The 18,951-nt window shown below is 63.2% G+C and carries 21 protein-coding genes; 16 read left to right on the top strand and 5 right to left on the bottom strand.

The features are described from left to right. Window positions 1–118 precede the first annotated feature (118 nt). Window positions 119–541: a hypothetical protein gene (locus JST30_11120; GenBank protein MBS1714873.1), complete on the top strand. Its 423-nt coding sequence runs from the start codon at window positions 119–121 to the stop codon at window positions 539–541. A gap of 85 nt (window positions 542–626) precedes the next feature. Here the strand turns inward: JST30_11120 and JST30_11115 are convergent, their stop codons facing one another. Then, window positions 627–2,036 (bottom strand): hypothetical protein, encoded by a 1,410-nt coding sequence (locus tag JST30_11115; GenBank protein MBS1714872.1) that lies wholly within the window; start codon window positions 2,034–2,036, stop codon window positions 627–629. A 120-nt stretch (window positions 2,037–2,156) separates the two neighbouring features. Here JST30_11115 and JST30_11110 point away from each other — a divergent pair, with 120 nt between their 5' ends. Both JST30_11110 and JST30_11105 read left to right on the top strand, forming a co-directional pair. After that, window positions 2,157–2,540: a hypothetical protein gene (locus JST30_11110; protein MBS1714871.1), complete on the top strand. Its 384-nt coding sequence runs from the start codon at window positions 2,157–2,159 to the stop codon at window positions 2,538–2,540. 4 nt (window positions 2,541–2,544) lie between these two features. After that, on the top strand, window positions 2,545–4,404 hold the full coding sequence (locus JST30_11105) for a hypothetical protein (protein MBS1714870.1): 1,860 nt from the start codon (window positions 2,545–2,547) through the stop codon (window positions 4,402–4,404). Between the two features lie 8 nt (window positions 4,405–4,412). Here JST30_11105 and JST30_11100 read toward each other — a convergent pair whose 3' ends face one another. After that, entirely contained in the window at window positions 4,413–5,864 is a 1,452-nt protein-coding gene (locus JST30_11100) for a VanW family protein (protein MBS1714869.1), read from the bottom strand. 104 nt (window positions 5,865–5,968) lie between these two features. On the opposite strand from JST30_11100, the gene ilvE reads away from it, so the two are divergent. The 6 genes from ilvE (at window position 5,969) to dnaN (ending at window position 9,955) form a co-directional block, all read left to right on the top strand. Then, window positions 5,969–6,844 carry a branched-chain-amino-acid transaminase gene (gene ilvE, locus JST30_11095; protein MBS1714868.1) on the top strand — a complete coding sequence of 292 codons (876 nt, stop codon included), beginning with the start codon at window positions 5,969–5,971 and terminating at the stop codon, window positions 6,842–6,844. Further along, window positions 6,828–7,091, top strand: coding sequence for a hypothetical protein (locus tag JST30_11090; protein ID MBS1714867.1), 264 nt, complete (start codon window positions 6,828–6,830; stop codon window positions 7,089–7,091). Before ilvE ends, JST30_11090 begins: the two co-directional genes overlap by 17 nt. A 45-nt stretch (window positions 7,092–7,136) precedes the next feature. Beyond that, the gene (locus tag JST30_11085) at window positions 7,137–7,922 is read left to right on the top strand and encodes a DUF4397 domain-containing protein (protein ID MBS1714866.1); all 786 of its coding nucleotides are present in this window, start codon (window positions 7,137–7,139) and stop codon (window positions 7,920–7,922) included. 87 nt (window positions 7,923–8,009) lie between these two features. After that, on the top strand, window positions 8,010–8,555 hold the full coding sequence (locus JST30_11080) for a sigma-70 family RNA polymerase sigma factor (protein ID MBS1714865.1): 546 nt from the start codon (window positions 8,010–8,012) through the stop codon (window positions 8,553–8,555). Continuing rightward, complete coding sequence (locus JST30_11075; GenBank protein ID MBS1714864.1) at window positions 8,552–8,836, top strand: hypothetical protein; 285 nt, start codon at window positions 8,552–8,554, stop codon at window positions 8,834–8,836. Before JST30_11080 ends, JST30_11075 begins: the two co-directional genes overlap by 4 nt. An 18-nt stretch (window positions 8,837–8,854) precedes the next feature. Then, window positions 8,855–9,955, top strand: a complete 1,101-nt coding sequence (gene dnaN, locus JST30_11070; GenBank protein MBS1714863.1) for a DNA polymerase III subunit beta — start codon at window positions 8,855–8,857, stop codon at window positions 9,953–9,955. A gap of 49 nt (window positions 9,956–10,004) precedes the next feature. On the opposite strand, the gene JST30_11065 is transcribed toward dnaN, so the two are convergent. Both JST30_11065 and JST30_11060 read right to left on the bottom strand, forming a co-directional pair. Next, window positions 10,005–11,216 (bottom strand): tetratricopeptide repeat protein, encoded by a 1,212-nt coding sequence (locus tag JST30_11065; GenBank protein ID MBS1714862.1) that lies wholly within the window; start codon window positions 11,214–11,216, stop codon window positions 10,005–10,007. 288 nt (window positions 11,217–11,504) lie between these two features. Beyond that, entirely contained in the window at window positions 11,505–11,993 is a 489-nt protein-coding gene (locus tag JST30_11060) for a MerC domain-containing protein (GenBank protein ID MBS1714861.1), read from the bottom strand. Between the two features lie 115 nt (window positions 11,994–12,108). Between JST30_11060 and rph the strand changes: the two genes are divergently transcribed. The 4 genes from rph (at window position 12,109) to JST30_11040 (ending at window position 15,183) form a co-directional block, all read left to right on the top strand. Next, on the top strand, window positions 12,109–12,822 hold the full coding sequence (gene rph / locus JST30_11055; protein MBS1714860.1) for a ribonuclease PH: 714 nt from the start codon (window positions 12,109–12,111) through the stop codon (window positions 12,820–12,822). Continuing rightward, a complete protein-coding gene (rdgB, locus tag JST30_11050; protein ID MBS1714859.1) occupies window positions 12,819–13,430 on the top strand; it encodes an RdgB/HAM1 family non-canonical purine NTP pyrophosphatase in 612 nt (203 codons plus the stop codon). The genes rph and rdgB overlap by 4 nt, the downstream gene beginning before the upstream one ends. Before the next feature lie 55 nt (window positions 13,431–13,485). Beyond that, window positions 13,486–14,190 carry a DUF2807 domain-containing protein gene (locus JST30_11045; GenBank protein MBS1714858.1) on the top strand — a complete coding sequence of 235 codons (705 nt, stop codon included), beginning with the start codon at window positions 13,486–13,488 and terminating at the stop codon, window positions 14,188–14,190. Between the two features lie 96 nt (window positions 14,191–14,286). After that, a complete protein-coding gene (locus JST30_11040) occupies window positions 14,287–15,183 on the top strand; it encodes a hypothetical protein (GenBank protein MBS1714857.1) in 897 nt (298 codons plus the stop codon). Here JST30_11040 and JST30_11035 read toward each other — a convergent pair. Beyond that, window positions 15,180–16,166 carry an alpha-ketoacid dehydrogenase subunit beta gene (locus JST30_11035; GenBank protein ID MBS1714856.1) on the bottom strand — a complete coding sequence of 329 codons (987 nt, stop codon included), beginning with the start codon at window positions 16,164–16,166 and terminating at the stop codon, window positions 15,180–15,182. The genes JST30_11040 and JST30_11035 overlap by 4 nt on opposite strands. 254 nt (window positions 16,167–16,420) lie before the next feature. Between JST30_11035 and nrfH the strand changes: the two genes are divergently transcribed. The 3 genes from nrfH to JST30_11020 all read left to right on the top strand — a co-directional run. Then, window positions 16,421–16,942 (top strand): cytochrome c nitrite reductase small subunit, encoded by a 522-nt coding sequence (gene nrfH, locus JST30_11030; protein ID MBS1714855.1) that lies wholly within the window; start codon window positions 16,421–16,423, stop codon window positions 16,940–16,942. Next, a complete protein-coding gene (locus JST30_11025) occupies window positions 16,939–18,336 on the top strand; it encodes an ammonia-forming cytochrome c nitrite reductase subunit c552 (GenBank protein ID MBS1714854.1) in 1,398 nt (465 codons plus the stop codon). The genes nrfH and JST30_11025 overlap by 4 nt, the downstream gene beginning before the upstream one ends. A 280-nt stretch (window positions 18,337–18,616) precedes the next feature. Next, window positions 18,617–18,951 (top strand): hypothetical protein (locus JST30_11020; GenBank protein MBS1714853.1); only part of this gene is annotated, 335 nt, incomplete at its 3' end.

Genomic DNA, 18,951 nt, shown 5'->3' with positions numbered 1-18,951 from the left:
GACGCGGCTCACACTTCGGAGAATCCGCCCGTTCCTGGACGAAACTGCCTCTAGGGCAAACCTGACCTCACTTGGGCCCTACCGAACCCCGGCGACCGCCCGTCGTCACTCCCTTTCGATGAGCAAACTCCACAAATCCATCCTCGCTGCGGCCCTTGGCGCCGTGCTGACCGTCGGCGTCGCCGGTTTCGCCGGAGCCCAGGTTGCGGGAGCGAAGGGACAGAACGGTCTTGGCCAGAAGGGCGAGCACGCGATGAAGATGCGCGGTCATGGCATGCGCTTCGGCGACAAGCTCGGCCTCACCGACGCCCAGAAGAAGCAGATGAAGGACGTCATGACGCAGGCCCGTGAGCGGCGCAAGGCCATCTGGGCGAACGACAACCAGACGGTCGGTGCGCTGAAGAACCAGCTCAAGGCGCTGCACGAGGAGACAAAGTCGAAGATGGACGCGGTCCTGACTCCGGCCCAACGCGAAAAGCTGGCGAACCGGCACAAAGGGACCAAGGGCGGCGGAAAGGTCGTCCCTCCGACTGGCGCCTAGCACCGGCAGAACGTCATCGTCCGGATAATCGGAGCCCCCTCGTTCTCGTCGGATACAAATTCGCCGAGGACGAAGGGGTTCCGGATCACGGCCGATCGGCGACTTGCCTGCCCCCCACGGTCGTGGTTCCGTCCGGGTTCCTTATGCTTGTATGCACCGCGCCGACCCCTCGGCTCGAGGGCCGTCCGTACGCTTCGGGCGCATAAAGGTAACCGCGTTCCGTCTCGTTCTTCAAGGCCTCGGTTTTGAAGCCGTTGTGCCGCACATAAGCGTCGTTCCGGACGCCGGTCACCTGCCACGAGACTTTCAGCCCCGACTTGCCGCCGGCGATCTTGAACTTGTTCCCACTGACTTCGCTGGCGACGTAGACCGGGGAGAAACCTCCCACGCAGGTCAGTTGGTAACGCAGGTCACGGTTGATCGCTTCGAAGTACGCCGGCAATTGCACCCACGCCGAGCCGTCTCCGCCGAGTTTGACGGTGCCGGAATAGACGTTCGTGGGTTCGGGACCCTCCGCACAAAAGTGCCGAAGGGACTTGTTCTCCGGATCGAGCGGGTGATCGATGAGGAACGACTTGGTCCCTGTGGCTTCGGTGTTACCGATAGCGCGGATGGCGATCTTGTTGCCGGTACTGGGGCCCTCGACATAAAGGGAGTACCCGTTGGGAGACGACGTCCTGACGCCGAGTCCGATCGTCGAACCGGTGTCTGAAACGTCATAGACCGTTGCGGCCGCAGAGGTGTATGTGACCGCTGAGTTTTCGCTAACGCCTCTGTTGACGATCAAGCCGTGCGAACTACCTTTGTTGAACGTCCGTCCGAACAAAGCCGCCGAAAACGAATTGGTCCCCAGATTGACGGAATAGACCGTCGAGTTCTTGCTCGATCCCGTGCCCCTCGCTACGATCGCGGCTCCGGTACTCGTGTCCGTTCCTGCCTTGAGCGCGATGCCTTCAGGCGACGTGCTCGTAAAGACGCCTCCATAGCCAGTTCCGGTCCCTTGCACGCCGATCCCTTCGGCAGCCGAACTGTCACCACGAACGCCGACGGGAGACCCCGTCGTGCCTCGGGCCGTTCCCCACAGGCTGACGCTTGTCGCCGAATGCGTAAAGAACAGGCCTCCGACCGTGTTCCCCGTGCCGCTCAACTGGTCGGCGACCAATGCGCGGCCCCCTGCGCTCTTGCTCGTGAAATAGCCTCCGGCTCCGAGCCCCGTCGTCGCGTTGCTTTGGCCATAAACGGCGACGCCGGTGCCGCTGATGGCGCGAAGGCCCTGAAGCGCACCGTCCTCCTGAATCTGGACACGGGCCAAAGTGGGGCTGGTGTTCGCCCCAAATCGGGCAGCAAGCGAATTGCCGCTGACGTTCGAATGGCCCGCGTCTGGCGTTCCGGGGCTAGCGTCCTGCAAGGACACAGTCCCGGCCATGGCGACAAGGATCCCCGTCGTAGCCGCCCCGGCCAAGGCGGACAGCACCGTGTTCGTCAAAAGAGTCATCCCGCTAAGGGACGGTTGAGCAGCATCGTTCGACGCTATTCGGGCGGAGCAGGCTCCTCTTGACGACCGTGGACCGCATCGTCGCTACCCGACGATCGCCCGACGGCGCATAATCGGAGGATGCGACAGTTCCGGACCGCCCTCGTCCTTTTCGCTCTCGTCCTGCCGTTCGCGGCGTCCGCCCAAGGTGCGGCCGCCAAGCCGAACGCCGACCAAGCCAAGCTGACCAAGCTCGAAAAGGCGTACACCACCACGAAAGCCGCCTTCAAGAAGAAGCCGAAAGACGCGACCGCCAAGAAGACGTACGTCAAGGCCACTGTGGACTACGGGACCGCCGTTATGACGGCGGGATCGCTCGCGCCGCGGGTCAAGTATCCGAAGGCCCTGGCCCTTTACCGAGAAGCTCTTAAGACGGATCCGAACAACAAAGAGGCGAAGCAGAGCGCAAAGATGATCGAGGACATTTACAAGAGCATGGGGCGCCCGGTTCCGAAGACCCTTTGATCCCGTGGCCCTCGACAGCATCGACCAGGAAAACCTCCGCCGGGAGCAGATCGCCAGGTTCAGCAGGAACCAGGCGATCATCGTCACGGTCATCGTCGCTGTCCCGACCCTGATCGGCTGGATCATCACGCCGCCAGGCTCGGTCTACTTCGGGATCCAGACGAACCTGGACGACCACATGGTCTATGCCGCATGGATGCGGCAAGCGATGGAGGGCCGTTTCCTCTTTGACAACCGGTTCACGACCGACCCGCAACCGGGCCTGACCGTCAACCTCTACTTCTTCGTCCTGGGGTTGCTGGCCAAGCTCGTGACGATCCCGGTCGCGATGTTCGTCGCCCGGTTGGCGTTCACGTTCCTGTTCGTCCACGCCTTCGGTCGACTGTTGACGAAGCTCAAGCTCTCGACCTTCTCGGCGAAATTCGCGCTCCTCATCGGATGCTTCGGCGGGGGTTTGGGGTTCGCCGTCTGGGAGAGGTTCGGGCAGGAGATCGTCAACGGGCCTGAAGCGCTCAAACCTCTGTTGCTCGGAAGGTTACCGATCGACGTCTGGCAACCCGAGGCTTTCGTCTTCCCCTCGGCGCTGACGAACGGCTTGTTCATGTTCAGCCTGTGTCTGATCGTTTGGACTCTGGGAGCGGTCATCGAAGCGAAAGACCACTGGAAGCCCGTCCTTCCGGGGGCGTTGGCGTTCGGCGTCCTTGCCAACGTCCACAGCTATGACACGGTCCTTGTCGGGCTCGTCCTGATCGGATACCTGGTCGCCCAGTTGAAGACAGGTCAGGCGACTCCACTGTGGGTGGGTCGGGCCGCGTGCATCGCGGCCGGAGCCGTTCCCGCCGCCGTGTGGCTTGGATACGTCCTTTCGAAGGATCCCGTCTTCCAGGCCCGCGCGGCGACGCTGACCTATTCACCGAACTTCCGGCAGGTGCTGTTCGGGATCTTCCCCGCTGTCGTGCTCGCGTGCGTCGCCGCTTGGAAGTCTGTGGGAAAGACGCGCACGGCCGCGTTCGGTACGGTCGTCCTCCTCTTGGCGGCGCTGACGGCCCTTTCTGCCGGTCACGACCCGTCAGTAGGCTTCTTGAACTGGGGGGCCTGGTGCGTCTTGACGGTCTTCACACTTGGGGCCCTCTGGTTGCTCGCCAAGGAGGACGACGCGTGGAACTTGGCCTGGTCGTGGGCGCTGTTGGGGCTCTGCGCGCTCTACTTGCCCGTGCTCTTCCAACGGAAGCTCGCCATGGGGATGATCCTTCCGTGGGCGATCCTTGCGGCGTACGGGCTTGTCAGCATCCTCAAGCCGCTCGAAAGGAGCACCCGGAACCTCGTCGCGACGCTGACCCTTTGCTTGATGTGCGGATCGTCGATCTTGTGGTTCAAGCGGGAAAAGGACTTCATCGACCTCAACGTGGGGTCGACGACCGTGCATTCGGTCTACTTCTCAAAGGACTCAGGGCAGATCCTGAACGTTTTGAACAGCATCAAGGGCCGTACGGTCGTGCTCGCGATGCCGGGCGTCTGGAACCCGGTCGGCCCGGCCGATTTCCGCACTCCGCTGGTACCCGATTTCAATCCGATCCTGAGCGGCATGACGGGTGTCTATACCTATGCCGGTCATTGGAGCGAGACGCCGGACTACGGCAAGCGTCGGGGCCTCTCGACGCTCGTTTACCTCGCTGCGACTCCCGACGACAAGCGCAAGCTGATCCTGGACGAGATCAGACCGGACTATGTCGTCGCCCCGAACACGAAAGCGTTCCCGACGATCGGACTTGGCGCGGAGAACGTCGCCCTTGCCGACTTGACGACGCTCGGCAAGGTCGTTTATTCTGGAAACCAGTTGCTCCTGATCCAGATCGCGCGCTAGCGATACCGCTAGCCTTCGCCGCTGGTCCCGGCCGGGTCGCCGGTCCCACCGCCGGCGGGTGGAGCCGTCGGAGGGGCGTCGGCGCCTGCGTCGCCAGGGGCAGGTTTGACCGGCTTGGGAGCCGCCGCTTTGGGGTTCACGCGAACGATCCTGGTACCTCCAGGATATTCGCTCTGTCCCAAGTGCTCGCGCTTGACCTCGACACCGTTGAGCTTGACGATTCTGTACGTCTGGATGCGGTGTCCGGATCCGCCCGGTTCTTCGACCACCCTGCGTCCAGGCGCAAGGCTCGTGTCGACGATCACTTTTTCGGCACGCCCCCACGACTGGTGGCCGGCCGTGTAAAGCGAGACTTCTTGTCCGTCGACCTTCTTCCCGAGGACGCGGAACGTGATCGTGCCTCCTCCCGCTGAAGCCGAGATGGCGATCGGGCCGTCCGTCGAGTTCGCGAACGAAAAGTCGGGTGCCGGGAAGCTGACCGTGGCGTCCCGTCCGACGGGAAGGTACGGCACCGGGAACGTGTGGTTGCTCCGGTTGACGATCTTAAGGTCCGCGAGCAAGACCGCGTTGTACAACGTGCCGCTCACTTGGCAGATGCCGCCGCCGATGTCGACGTCGTGCTTGCCGTTGTTGTAAACGCCGGCGAGCTTGAACCCGTTCTTGGCCGTCCTCCGGCCCAAGACCCCGTTAAAGCTGAACTTCTCGCCCGGCATCAGGATCGTGCCGGACAACCGACGCGCGGCGTTCCGGATGTTGCTCGCCCGGTTCGTGTTCCCTTCGCTGTAGTGCGACGTGTACGTGCTGACGACGTCGGTGATGCCGTCAAGGGCCTCGTCGGGAACCTTTTGCGCCGCCTTCTTCAACGGTAAGGCGACGGTCTCGCCCTTCAGTCCGGCCGCGGCCAGCGCGGTCGGAAGGAGGCGTTCGTCGACGGCATACCCTGCCTCTTCCTTCGACTTGACGATCTCGCCCTTTACAAAGTCGACCTTCGCCGGCGCCATGTCGGGCCGGTTCGCTTCGACGTACCGAGCGATCTCTTCGACCGCTTCTTTGCCGACCTGGACCTTCGGCTCGAAGGAGGCGGATTTGACCTTTTGTCCGGACAGTTTCCGCGACGAGTTGGCCCAAAAATCCTCGACGGGAAGGGACTTCATCGTGGCTTCCCCGTCGAGCCGCACGCCTAGGCTCTTGAGCGTGAACCCTTTCGGCGGGTTCTTAAAACCGTCGGCCGTCAGCGAGAGCTCGCGGGCGGACGCCTCCGCCCACCACGTCTCGAGCCTGTCCGTGGCTTCCTTCTTCGTCAGACCACCGAGGGGCACTCCGGCGACCGTCGTCCCGGGCGAGACGAGGGGCGTGTAGGCCGACGACGCGACGACGATCGCGCCGCCACCGCCGGCGACGAGGACGCCCGTGCCGACGAGCGCCATTTTCAGCACTTTTCCGCTTTTCGCTTTAGCCAAACTCTCTCCTGGTCTAACCGACAAGAAAACAGACGACAATCCGGGTCGAAACGATCCGGTAGGCCCAAGGGTACCCAAGGAAGGGTCCGAGTACACTGCCCTCCATGGCGAGACTGGTCTGGCTGAACGGTTGTCTCAGCCCTCTCGAGGAAGCCACTACGTCGGTCGCCGACCATGCCCACCTCTACGGGGACGGGCTCTTCGAAGGCATCCGCTTCTACGAACGCAAGGTGTTCAAACTCGACGAACACCTCGACCGCCTGTACCACGGCTGCCGTTATCTCGGGTTCGAGATGACGCTCGATCAACCGAAACTTCGGGCGATCGTCCTGGAGGTCTGCCGCAAGGCTGACGAGACCAACGGTTACATCCGGCTCAACGTGACCCGGGGGTCCGGTCTCGGACTCGATCCACGGGCGGTCAAGACCGAACCGAACGTCATGGTCATGGTTTCGACCCTGAGCCTCTATCCGCCGGAGTCCTACGAGCACGGTCTCGACGTCGTCACGACGTCGTTCCGGGTCGCCGCCCCGGACGCCCTTGACCCCCGGGTCAAGTGTATCGGCCGGTATGCGAGCAACATCCTCGCCAAGTCCGAAGCCAACAAGCAGGGCGCGGGTGAAGGCCTCCTGCTCAACGCGCAAGGCTATGTCGCGGAATGTACGGGCGACAACGTCTTCGTCCTTCACGGCAACACCGTCAAGACGCCGCACCCGTCGTGCGGGATCTTGCGCGGCATCACCCGCGACACGGTCGTCTCCCTCGCCGAAGGCGCGGGATATCAGGTCGACGAGTGCAACATGACCCGATACGACATCCTTGACGCGGACGAAGCGTTCCTGACCGGCACGGCCGCCGAAGTGATCCCTATGGTGAGCCTTGACGGCCGTCCCATCGGTTCCGGCAAGCCCGGGCCCGCCACGAAAAAGCTGATCGGACTGTTCCGAGAGCATACGATGACGGGTGTCCCGTTTGACTAAGCCTCAGACCGTGTTCCTCCGCGAAGGCGCTTCAGCGCCTTCGCGGTTCCGACAGACCGACGCCCGTGTCGGCATCGCCGGATTCGGCCGCCTTTTGAGCGCGATGCGGCACAAGCCTCGGCTCTCGGGCGTCTGTCCCTTATGCGGCTGCACGTCTGAAGACTATCGCCGCACGGGCCTGCTGGGTTGCGGGCTCTGCTATACGACGCTGTCCGTGACCGCTCCGGAGAGCTTGGAGAAGCCCTGACCCGCCATGCACACCCCCCGAACTTTGGTATCTTTGCTTGCTGACATGTCGTTGAAAAGAGCCGCTTCACTTGCCATCGCCACCCTCACGGCCACGTTGTTGCTCCTGGGAGGTTGCGGAGGCGACGGCGGTGGAGGCGGAGGCAGCGTCGGTGCGGACCCCATCGTCATCTTCGTCAACGCCAGCACCGAAGGGCCCCTCGCGTTCTTCTTGAACGACGAACAACAGGGTACGGACTTGGCGCCGAAAACCGTCACCGCCCCGATCGAGGTCCCCTTCCGGAGCGAAGCCGACGGCGGGTACGACATGACGCTCGAACCGCCGGACCGGAGCGACCAGTACGACAATCTGGCGATGATCTTCCAGAAGGACACGAATTCGCTGATCGCCGCCATCGGGATCAAGAACCCGATCCAAGGTGAAGAGGACAAGCGGCTCCGCGAGATTTTCCAGGTCATCGACCGCAAGACCCCGAACGGCAACCGCTCGAGGCTCTTCATCGTCCACGGCTTCAACCGAAAGGAAGGGTTCACGACCCCGTCCCTGATCTTCCAGAACTACGGCGACAACCCGCAGTTCCAGACCGAAGCGATCACGTACGGCTCGATCACGACCCTCGAAGTCGACGCGAAGGAGTACAGCACGACGAGCCCGGACGGGAACAACCACTGGATCGCCAAAGACGCCGAAGGCGAACAGATCTATTGCGAGATCCCCAAGATCACCCTCCAGCCAGGGACGCTCTACGTCGTCCTCGCCACCGGAGTCGAGAGCCAGAACCAGAACGAGACCCTCGCCCTGACCTTTTTGAAGGTCCCGACCAAGGACTGACGCCCGGGTTTTCTGCGGGCACCGCGCGGGACGGCAAGGATATAATGCCGTCTCGCGCTCCTTTTTGCAAGGCGCCACCGTCTTCTTATGTCGGACACTCAGCACGAGGACTCACTTGCCGAAAGGCGCTGGCTGAACGCCCTGGCCAAGGGCGATCCCAACGCGCTCGGTGGGATTTATGAGCTCTACGGCGAGAAGATCTTCCGCTACACGTTCCGGATGCTCGGCAACCGGAGCGACGCGGAGGACGCGACGGCGGAGACCTTTCTCAGGGTCTTGCGGCGGTCGCAAGAGCTTCGTGCAGACGGTGCCTTCCGGACTTGGTTGTTCCGGATCGCCAGGAACCTGTGCATCGACAAGATGCGGCAGCACCGACTGTTGGAACTGCCGACCGACGCGCACTATACTGGGACGGAGGAACGCGCCACGTTGAGGGTGACGGTGCAGCAGGCCTTGAACGACCTGCCGCCCGAATACAAGGACCCGCTCGTGCTTTGCGACCTGGAGGACATTTCGGCGCGGGAAGCGGCGGACATCCTTCAGATCAGCGTGCCTGCGTTGAAATCGAGGCTGTACCGGGGGCGAAGGGCGCTCAGGGACAGGCTCGGCGGATCGATAGAGAAACTGAAATGAACGAGTTTTATGACAAGTTGGTCGACCTTTACGCGGGCGGCGACCTTCCCGAAGAGTTGGACGAGCACCTTCAGCGTGCGGCCATGGGCGACCCGGCGCTCGCGCAAGACATGGTGACCCTGAAGTTCACCGTGGACTCCCTCCGCCAAATGCCGGCACCGGTCTTGACCGAGGAGTCCGACTATAGGATCCTGCTCAAGCTCCAGCTTCAAGGCGCCGACGCCCAGCGTCGGTCCCCGTCGCCCGGCTATTGGCAGTATCATCTGCCCATCCAGTCCTGACGCCCCAGGAACCGACCCATGAAAGCTACCGTCACCCGAAAAGACCTTTCCGCGGCCCTGTCGATCGCCTCGTCGGCGAGCAGCGCCCGCTCCTCCCATCCGGTCCTGCAAGCGATCCGGCTCAAAGCCGAGGGCGCGACGCTCAATCTGATGGGCTGTGACGGAGAAATGTGGGCCACCGCCGATTGCGCGGCCAACGTCGAGACCGACGGGTCGGTGTGCGTCCAACAGAAACTGCTCTCGGAAATCGTCGGCGCGCTGACCGACGGCCAGGTCGAGATCACGCTCGAGGGCACGGTCGTCTTCCTCCGCGCGAACCAGTCGGAATGGAAGCTCCTTGCCCTCCCGGCCGAGGAGTTCCCGCCGATCCCCGACATCCAGTCCGAATCGCAGCTCTCGATCCCGATGGGCGAGCTTCGGGCCGCAGTGGACTCGGTCTCCTTCGCAGTCTCGGACGACATGAGCCGGGCCTATCTGACAGGTGTGCTGTTCAGCTACGACGGCCAAGTCTTGACGATGGTCGCGACGGACACCCACAGGCTCGCCGTCAACCGCATGCACCGGGAAGGCATCGGTTCCCCGCTGACCGCCATCGTCCCCGAAAAGGCGCTTCGCACGATCAAACAACTGCCGATCGCCGAAGACGAAAACGTCACCGTCCGTTTCGATTCCACCCGACTCACCGTCGATGCCGGCTCGGCCAAGATGGTCGCCCAACTCCTGAGCGGCGCTTATCCCAACTGGGAACGGGTCGTGCCGCAGGAGTTCACCCGCATGTGGACCATCGACCGCGTGGAACTCTACGAGAACGTGAAGCGCGCGATGATCCTCGCCAAAGACAACGCCAACCGCGTCCGCTTCAGCGGCAAGGGCGATAAAGTCGTCATTTCCGCAAGGAGCGAAGACCGCGGCGAAGCCAAGGAAGAGGTGTCGATCATCAGCAAGAACGGCGAAGTCGACATCGCGTTCAACGGACGCTATATCATGGACGCCCTCCAATCGATGCCGACCGAAGGCGTGGTCGCCGAGATGACCGAGCCCTCCCGTCCGGCCGTGATCCGTCCGATCGAAGGCGGCGAAAACCGCTTCTGCGTCGTCATGCCGATGGCGCTGGGTTAGAGGCCCCCCCGCGCGGGCCGTCCCTTGCCCCGTCCAGCGTGGTCACGGGTCAGCCGTTCGCGCGTAGGCCGATCGATTCGAGCAGGCGCTCGCATTCACGGACCCCGACGCGGTCTTGAACGTTCTGGAACCCCGTCCTCGCCACCTCGGCCTCAGAACGCGCCCGATCAAGGTCGCCCGCCCTCATGTAGACCGACGCGAGTTGGGCGCGCGTCGTAGCCACCCACCTCTCATGGCCTTGTCGCTGCCAGTGCCGCAGACATTGTCCAAGGACGGTTGCGGCCCTTCTCAAGTCCCCTTCCTCGGCCCAAACGAGGGCGAGCCTGGCCCTGATGTCGACCGCGATGTTGTCGTCAGGCCGGTCTGAGAAGACGTTCAATCCCTTTTGGAACGACGCCTTGGCCGCGTCGCGCCGCCCTGACTTCGCCTCGACGCTTCCGAGACCGCGAAGGGCGGACGCCACGCCGGGAGAATCCTGGCGCTGTTCGGCCAATCGCTTGAACTCCAGATAGAGCGACCGTGCTTCTTTCAAGCGGCCGGATCGAAGTTCGATTTCGGCCGTCGATTCGATCGATGCGGCCACGCCGTCCAGGGCGCCTACCGATTCGAACAGGATCCGGGCGCGACCGTACTTGTCCAGAGCCGCCTCCAAATCCCCGCGTTCGGCTTCCAGGTCGGCTTCCACACGTGTCGACCAGGCGATCGCCAAAACGTCCCTGAATTCGACCGCCATGCGTTTCGCTTTCCGCAACAAGGCACGAGACGATTCATAGTCGCCGTCGTAGTAGTCCTGGACGGCCTCGTTCATCGTGGCCGCGTATTCCCTTTGCCACTTGCTGACCGGATCGTCGTCGGCCCTGACCGTCAGCGGCCTCAATGCGACGAAACTCGCCACGATGATCGCGAGCGTCCCGAACGTCGAGGCGACGACGGGCCATGTCCGTTTCGGTCGGGCCCCGATAACGGCCGTCGTCGGCTGTGGTCCGCTTTCCTCCGAACAAGAACGGCAGTAACGGTCGTCCCAAGGAAGTCCCAGGCTCGTAAAAGCCGTGATCAGACTGGACCTGTCGACCCCAAGGCCCTTCAGGATCCGGTCCGTCGTGACGACACTGAGTCCAAGGCGCTCCGCTCTGGCTTCGCGCGTCAATTTGACCGTGCCGCCGCGCGCAGCCCAGTCGTCGATCAGTCTGTGCGTTAAGAGGTCGATCGCTTGAGGAGTCAGGCGCACCGCCCTCTTACGGGCTTGCCCGGAAGTGGCCACTCGGGCCGATCCTACCCTGACGATCGACCTTCGGCGCTCAAACTTAACGGGTCGGCCAGATTCAAAACCTTAACTTATACGAAGTTTCGCTGTTTTTCCGAACCAGCAATGGCCACGATCCTAGTTGAGCGCCGCCAAGGGGACGCAGGGCGGTGTTCCACTCCATGCTGGCAGGACGACGTCCGCCAATGCGAAGCGTCCGAGAATCAGGCACGTACGGTGCAAGTCTTCATGATCGGTCTCATTCCAGTGAGGCACTTTTGGGCGGTCGGGGAACGACCGCCTTTTTTAGCGCCGCTCGTGAACGACGGGACGCACACCGTCCTCGATGTGACAGACCGGACACCCGCAAGTGGCCTTGTTCGCCAGCCTGTGGTTGACGAAGTGGAACGCCACCAAAGTCAAACCTCCGGCCACCGCCATCGCCGTGCCGACAGCACCGAAGGACTCGGGCAACTGCAGCCCTACGGCCGAGTGGAGCCCGTGGCCGTGCCCGTCCGGATGGCCGATCACGAAGTGGCTGACCGCGACGAGGGCCAGTCCGGCGGCAAAAACCTTGGCCGGCAACCAAGAACCGTGCTTCCTTCGGCCGCTGGCAATGGCCCAGAACCCGAACAGGATCGCCGCAGAAAAGAAACCGATCTCGGCCTCGTGCGAGGCCATGAATTCCAGCCCGAGGACGGGCAGAAGTCCGAACGCGACGCCCACGAGCAGACAGTGCACCGCGCAGAGTCCGCTTGCAAAGGCTCCCCACTTGTCGACGTCGAACCGTTTCATGCTTATTGCAACAGTATGACACATCAGAGCAGGCACAGTGTTCCGCCTTTCCTCCTTCCTGGAGTTTCGCGATCCGAAGGGGACCGGGCCGCCCGCCAGGTACTATCCCTGGTACATGCGACCCGACGGAAGAGCCCCTGACCAACTCCGGAACGTCTCGATGGAGCGAGGTTTCGCGAAGTTCGCGGAGGGCTCCTGTCTGATCAAAATGGGAGAGACCCACGTCCTGGTCACCGCGACCGTCGAAGAGCGAGTCCCTCAGTTTCTGAAGGGTTCGGGCCAGGGTTGGGTCACAGCGGAATACTCCATGCTTCCCCGCTCGGGCAAACAGCGCAACCAGCGCGATTCGTTCCGAGGGCCGAACGGTCGCTCGATGGAGATCCAGCGGCTCGTCGGGCGTGCTCTCCGCGCCGTGATGAACCTGGACTGCCTCGGCGAAAGGACGATCACGATCGACTGTGACGCCCTCCAGGCTGACGGCGGCACGCGCTGTGCCTCGATCACCGGCGGCTATGTGGCCCTCTATGACGCCGTGCAGTGGATGATGTCGCAGAAGATGATCCGGAAGAACCCCTTGCCCGAACCGCTTGCCGCCGTGAGCGTGGGCGTCTGCAGGAACACGGAAGTCTTGGACCTGTGTTACGAGGAGGACTCGACCGCCGCCACCGACATGAACGTCGTCATGACGGGCTCGGGCAAGTTCGTCGAAGTCCAGGGCACCGCCGAAACGGCGCCTTTCGGTGCGGACTCTCTCGGCCGCATGCTCTCGCTCGCCAAGAAAGGCATCGACGAACTCGTCGCGAAGCAGCGCGAGGTCTTAGGCGTTTGACCGACAGGATCGTCGTCGCGACCCACAACGTCAAGAAAGGGGTCGAGATGGCGACGATCCTGCAGGCCCGGTTCCCTTCCCTCCAGATTCTCACGTTCGCCGACTTTCCCGGCGCGCCAGAACCGGACGAAACCGGATCGACGTACGAAGAAAACGCCGTGATCAAAGCCGGATCGGCCGTCGCCCATACGGGCGAGTGGTGCGTGGCCGACGACGCGGGACTCGAGATCGACGCGATCCCCGGGGAGTTGGGCGTTTTCAGCAAGCGCTTCATCGGCGAGGACGCTCCGTTCACCGAGAAAATGCGCGTCGTCCTCGAACGGCTCGATGGCTTGCCTGACGAGCAGCGTGGCGCCCGGTTCCGCTGCTTCGTCGCCCTTGCCGCGCCAGGTCGGCCGACGGAGACCTTCGAAGGCGTCTGCGAAGGACGCATCGCCCTCGCGCCCAGCGGGTCCGGCGGATTCGGCTACGACCCGATCTTCTGGCTCCCGGACCACGGATGCACGATGGCCGACCTCACACCTGGGCAAAAGCACGCCGTCAGCCATCGCGGCAAAGTCCTGCGTCTGCTCGGCGACCGCCTTGCCGAACTCGGCGTCGCCGGCTGATGGGCCCGGTTCGAAGTCCCGAAACCAATCACTGCGACCGTCCGTACTCTCGGTTATGAAGCCTGGACGCTTCCTCGCCCTTCTGGTCATGGTCGGCATCCTTGCCGGTCTCTTCGGCATGGTCGTCTTCGGCATCGTCGGCTTCAAGAAAGGAATGAGCTCCTTCGCACAGTCGTTCGACGACTTCTCTGGGGAGCGTGTCTCCGCGCCGACCACCGTCCTTCAAGGCACCTATGAGTCGTTGGGCGTGTCCGGTCCGATGGACGTCACGTGGCAACGCGCCGCCAAGGCGTCGTTCGACGTCAAGTGCCGGCCCGATACGCTCAAGAGGATCAAATACAGGCTGGAAGACAAGTCGCTCGAAATCCATCTGACGGGCAAGGGCGACCCCGGACCCGTCTCCATCGTCGTCAAAGGCCCGCAACCCGCGTCGTTCAGTCTGGCAGGCTCGGGCGACTGTGTCTTCGACGGGCTGAAAGGCGCAGATTTCGACGTGAGCGTCGCCGGCTCGGGGGACGTCACCTTGAGCGGGACCCTGGACGACCTGCAAGCCTCGATCGCCGGATCCGGCAACCTCAAGGCCGACAGGTTGCTCTCGAAGTCGGCCGAAATCTCCATCGCAGGCAGCGGCGACGCGCAGGTCGGGACGACCGACAAACTCGAAGTCACGATCGCAGGTTCCGGCGACGTCGTCTATCGCGGACATCCCACCGTGTCCCAAGACGTGTTCGGTTCCGGCTCCGTCAAACGGCGCGAATAGTCGGCGGACGGACAGAACGGACGCAGGAACCGGACGTCAAACCTCGTGCTAGACTGAATTCCGGTTCCTTCGACTTTTCCTGACCAAGGTCTTCCCATGCGACGCCTCTCGACCGTGCTCCTCGCCGCCGTTCTCGTGTGTCCGGCGTTCTCCCAGGCGCAAAAGTTCCACTTTCAGGTCGATCCGAACAGGACGTACACGGACGGCAATGCGAAGATCTTGCTCTGGACGGAAGGCGGGTTCCGAGGCGACTTCGACTCGGGACGGAACCCGGGCGGTTCGCGCACCTCTCCGGGAAAGGCGGCCGAACCCCAGGCCGACGTCAACGCGATGGTCGCGGCCAAGCCCGTCTGGGAGATCGGCTATTGGGGCGTCCTGCGAAGCAAAGGCAGTTTCGACCTGGACATCGACCTTGAGACGCAACAAGTGTCCCTGTCGAACTACGTCCTCGACCGCGTCGTCAACGAACCGCTCACCTTTCGAGGCGCGTGCCTTCTGAACAACGAGGAGTTCCAGTCGTTCGGACCGTCCGCCGACTATGGACCCCAGCTACAGAAGTTCAACGTCGGTGCCGTCCGCCTCGACAAGTTCAAGATCGTCCAAAAGCCGGGGGCGCGCCAGGGCACGGTCTATTCGCTTCAAGACGGCGTCTACCGCGTGTCCGTCACGTTCATGGCCGACGTCGTTCTTGACGCCCCAGAACTCGGTCAGCCCCAACCCCTTGCCTTCACGCTCGCCTGCTCGCTCGTCGGCGACTTCCGCATGAGCGAGGGCGGCGCGACCTTGAGCTTCCCTCGCGGCACGGGTGGCGACAACCTCGTCCGCGACGCGAGCACCGCCTTGGACGACTTTCCCGCTTACCTCCCCGGACCGGACGGCGAGCGCCTCCGCGTGCGCTTCCGGAGTGCGGTCACGAGGTTCGGCCTCTCGATCAACGGCGAGAGAGAGTTCTTCGCCGTAGGCAAGCCGTCCGAAAGCGGCGGCAAGGACTAGCCGAGCTTCTTCCTGACGACGGCGAGCACGTCGTCGACGTCCGGGATGCACTCGAGTTCCAGAACGCGCGCATAAGGCATCGGGACGTTGAGTCCGCCGACCCGCACGACCGGGGCGTCCAGGTCGTCGAAGCAGTCCTCGCCGATCCGGGCGGCGATCTCGGCACCGAACCCGCCCGACTTCCAGTCCTCATAGACGACCGCGGCCCGGTGCGTCTTCCGGACGGACGCGTAGATCGTCTCGGTGTCCAACGGGAGCAGGGACCGGACGTCCACCACTTCCGCGCTGATCCCGTCTTCGGCCAGCTTCTCGGCCACGGCGAGGTTGACCTGGGTCATCCTCGAATACCCGACGAGGGTCATGTCGCTGCCCTCGCGCAAGACGTTGGACTTACCGATCGGAACCGAGAAATCCTTGTCGTCCGGGATCGTTCCCTTCAGCGTGTAGAGGCCCGGGTTTTCCGTGAAGATGACGGGATTGTCGTCCCAGATCGCCGACTTCAAGAGGCCGTAAGCGTCTTCGACCGTCGACGGGGCCACGACCTTCAGGCCGGGACAGTGGGCGTACCAGCCCTCCATCGAGTGCGAGTGCTGTGCCGAAAGCTGTTTGGCCGCACCGCCGGGGCCACGGACGACCATCGGCACCTTGGCCTGCCCGCCCGTCATGTAGTGGACCTTGGCGGCGTGGTTGATGATCTGGTCGAGGGCCAGGATCGAGAACGACATGGTCATCATCTCGACGATCGGCCGCAGGCCGACCATGGCCGCGCCAATCGCGATCCCTGTGAAACCCGGTTCGACGATGGGCGTGTCCACGACGCGCCGCTCGCCGTATTTCGGCCAGAAGCCCTTCGTGACCTTGAACGTTCCTTCGTAACGGCCGATGTCCTCACCGATCAGGAACACGTCGGGGTTGCGCCCCATCTCCTCGTCGATGGCAGTGTGGATGGCGTCGCGGAAAGTGGTTTCGATTGTGCCGGGCATAGGGACCTTGGAAGGGTGGATCGGCTGGGCGCCGTTGCCCGCGCTGTCCGCCCAGGATACCCCTGCCCTCATCGTGATGCCGGACCCTGGACGAGGTCCCGACAAGGTTCGGCGTCCGTCCGGGGAGCACTATGACCACCGTCATACGGCTCCGTCATTATTAATAAGGACACCCTTTTGTCAAGCTTTGGCCGTATCGTAAGGCGAAGTTCACGATGGAGCCAGTGGCGAACGCGGGAAGCAAGGCAAGGAGGGTGACCGCCGTCGCCGCATGGACGGCTTGCGGCACTTTCATCGGACTCGGGGCCTACGTCGCCACGGCGAGCAACGCCTTGAGCTATGCCTCCGACGATCCCAAAGCCTGCATCAACTGCCACGTCATGAACTCGATGTACGCGAGTTGGCAGCGCGGGAGCCACGCCAAAGTCGCGAACTGCAACGACTGCCACGTCCCTCACGATTCCGTCGCCCGGAAGTACTGGTTCAAGGCCAACGACGGTCTCCGCCACTCGACCGTCTTCACGCTCCACCAAGAGCCGCAAGTCATGCGACCGATTCCGGAGTCGCGCAAAGTGATCCAAGAGAACTGCGTCCGGTGTCACACGGCGACGATGTCCTCGGTCAAGTTCCCCCACGACGCCCAACGCTGGTGCACCGACTGCCACAGGAGCACGCCGCACGGCAGTGTCCACAGCATCAGCAGCGCGCCGAACGCCGCCGTCCCGCGGCTCGCCCCAGTCACTCCCGACTGGATGACCGGCCTAAAGAAACCATGAGCACACCTGAACCCAAACGACGCACCTGGATCGGCCCTGTGGTCTTGATCGCCGCTGCCTGTGGAACCTTCCTTCTCGGGCTCCTTGCAGGCTCCGTCCAAGAGCGGCGGGGCGAGGAAGCCCAAAGCCACGCCCGCTTCTTCACGCCGCTCGGTCAATGGGAGACCGACAACTCCAAGTGGGGCCTGAGCTTCCCGCGCGAATTCGAAGGCTGGGAAAAGACCCGCCAGATGACCTCGCTGACCAAATACGCCGGTTCCGGAAAGCGCGACTACCTTCAGGAGAACCCGCGCCTTGTCGTCATTTGGGCCGGATACCCGTTCGCGAAAGACTACAACGCTCCTCGTGGGCACGGTTACTCGCTCGAAGACGTCCGAGGCACCGGCCGCATCAGCGAGAAGACACCCGGCACGTGCTACTCCTGCAAGAGCCCCGATGTGCCCCGCCTCATGTCCGAGATCGGCCCGGCCAAGTTCTACGCCGCCAAGTTCAGCAGTTACAAAGACCAGATCGGCAACACGATCGGCTGCCGTGACTGCCACAACCCCACCAACCTGAACCTGGAGATCAACCGCCCTGCGATCGTCGAGGCCTACCAGCGTCAAGGCAAGGACATCAACAAGAGCAGCCAGAACGACATGCGCTCGCTCGTCTGCGCCCAGTGCCACAGCGAGTACTACTTCAAAGGCAAAGTCGAGAACTACCTCACGTTCCCCTGGGACGACGGCTTCGACGTCGAAGACTTCGAGACGTACTACGACAAGAACGGCCACGTCGACTTCGCCCACGCGATCTCTGGCGCGAAGATGATCAAGATGCAGCACCCCGACTACGAGGTGTACACACACGGGATCCACAGCTACCGCAACGTTTCGTGCGCCGACTGCCACATGCCGTACCGGACCGAGGGTGGCGTCAAGATCACCGACCACCAGATCCGGAGCCCGCTCGAGAACCTCTCCAACTCGTGCGGCGTCTGCCACCGCTGGTCGGAAAGCGAGATCAAGTCCCGCGTCAACTCGATCCAGGACAAGAACCGCGAGATGCTCGACCAGGCCGAAGACGCCCTCGTCGCGCTTCATTTAGAGATCGGTGACGCCTGGAAAGCCGGCGCGACCGAAGAAGAGCTCGCCGGCCCCCGCGACCTCGTGCGCCGCGCCCAGATGTTCTGGGACTACGTCAGCGCGACGAACGGCATGGGTTTCCACGCTCCGCAAGAGAGCGCGCGGGTGCTGAACAAGTCACTGAACTTTTCCATGAAGGGTCGCCTTGCGACGGCCGGTCTCCGCGCCAAATACGGCCACACCCAGCCGCTCCCCCTTCCCGACATCGCCAGCAAGGAGAAAGCACAGGGCTATATCAAGCCGTTCGTCCTCGCGGCGGCGCCGAAATGAACCTCGGAAGTCGGTCGTCCACTTCCACAGTCGCATGTGACGGACCACCGACTCCCAATCGAGCAAAGTCGGTGTGGCCCGGTCTGGCAATGCTCTCTAGCGAGCCTTCCGAGCGCTCCTGTCCCGTTGGCTGCCTCCAGACTCCGGACACCACCTCACACCGCACGCCGCCGAACCGAGTCTGGAGGCTTCGTCCGCACCGACTCACAACGCGCGGTTTCACGGGCCAACGTGACGCGGCGTCCTTGCCCCGGTCTGCAACGGTCTCCAGTCAGGCGGGATGAAGCGTGGACACCGTCGCCAGACCGGTCGGGTGGCCCGGTCTGGCGACGCGCCATGGCGAGCCTTCCGAGCGCGACAGTCCCGTTGCAGACCGGGTCGAGGACATCACCTGCGAGCCAAGAGGACACCGAGCGGGTTTGTCCTCCGGCCATGTCCACAGGCGTGCCACGCCACGCGCCATAGCCACGTCACCCGCCAGGACTCTGTGAGCTACCGTACGAGCAAGACGTCTTGGGCGATCAAGTCATGTTTAAGTCGGACACTTGGACAGATCGTAAAACGACTCTCTCGGATTCACGGCGTAAACCTTCGTGTTCACGGCGTAAACCCTCG

The sequence above is a fragment of the Armatimonadota bacterium genome (assembly GCA_018268395.1).
Lineage (GTDB): Bacteria > Armatimonadota > Fimbriimonadia > Fimbriimonadales > Fimbriimonadaceae > JAEURO01.
The sequence above is the reverse complement of the archived record's forward strand: the minus strand, read 5'-3'. Positions and strand labels throughout refer to the sequence as shown.

What these genes read in the sequence shown, in the direction of transcription:
- JST30_11035 (MBS1714856.1), bottom strand. Translation starts at nt 16,166, where the DNA reads ATGCCCGGCACAATCGAAACCACTTTCCGCGACGCCATCCACACTGCC.
- ilvE (MBS1714868.1), top strand. Translation starts at nt 5,969, where the DNA reads ATGGCGAGACTGGTCTGGCTGAACGGTTGTCTCAGCCCTCTCGAGGAA.
- JST30_11080 (MBS1714865.1), top strand. Translation starts at nt 8,010, where the DNA reads ATGTCGGACACTCAGCACGAGGACTCACTTGCCGAAAGGCGCTGGCTG.
- rph (MBS1714860.1), top strand. Translation starts at nt 12,109, where the DNA reads ATGCGACCCGACGGAAGAGCCCCTGACCAACTCCGGAACGTCTCGATG.
- JST30_11085 (MBS1714866.1), top strand. Translation starts at nt 7,137, where the DNA reads ATGTCGTTGAAAAGAGCCGCTTCACTTGCCATCGCCACCCTCACGGCC.
- JST30_11040 (MBS1714857.1), top strand. Translation starts at nt 14,287, where the DNA reads ATGCGACGCCTCTCGACCGTGCTCCTCGCCGCCGTTCTCGTGTGTCCG.
- JST30_11115 (MBS1714872.1), bottom strand. Translation starts at nt 2,036, where the DNA reads ATGACTCTTTTGACGAACACGGTGCTGTCCGCCTTGGCCGGGGCGGCT.
- JST30_11060 (MBS1714861.1), bottom strand. Translation starts at nt 11,993, where the DNA reads ATGAAACGGTTCGACGTCGACAAGTGGGGAGCCTTTGCAAGCGGACTC.
- JST30_11120 (MBS1714873.1), top strand. Translation starts at nt 119, where the DNA reads ATGAGCAAACTCCACAAATCCATCCTCGCTGCGGCCCTTGGCGCCGTG.
- JST30_11075 (MBS1714864.1), top strand. Translation starts at nt 8,552, where the DNA reads ATGAACGAGTTTTATGACAAGTTGGTCGACCTTTACGCGGGCGGCGAC.
- JST30_11045 (MBS1714858.1), top strand. Translation starts at nt 13,486, where the DNA reads ATGAAGCCTGGACGCTTCCTCGCCCTTCTGGTCATGGTCGGCATCCTT.
- JST30_11025 (MBS1714854.1), top strand. Translation starts at nt 16,939, where the DNA reads ATGAGCACACCTGAACCCAAACGACGCACCTGGATCGGCCCTGTGGTC.
- JST30_11110 (MBS1714871.1), top strand. Translation starts at nt 2,157, where the DNA reads ATGCGACAGTTCCGGACCGCCCTCGTCCTTTTCGCTCTCGTCCTGCCG.
- dnaN (MBS1714863.1), top strand. Translation starts at nt 8,855, where the DNA reads ATGAAAGCTACCGTCACCCGAAAAGACCTTTCCGCGGCCCTGTCGATC.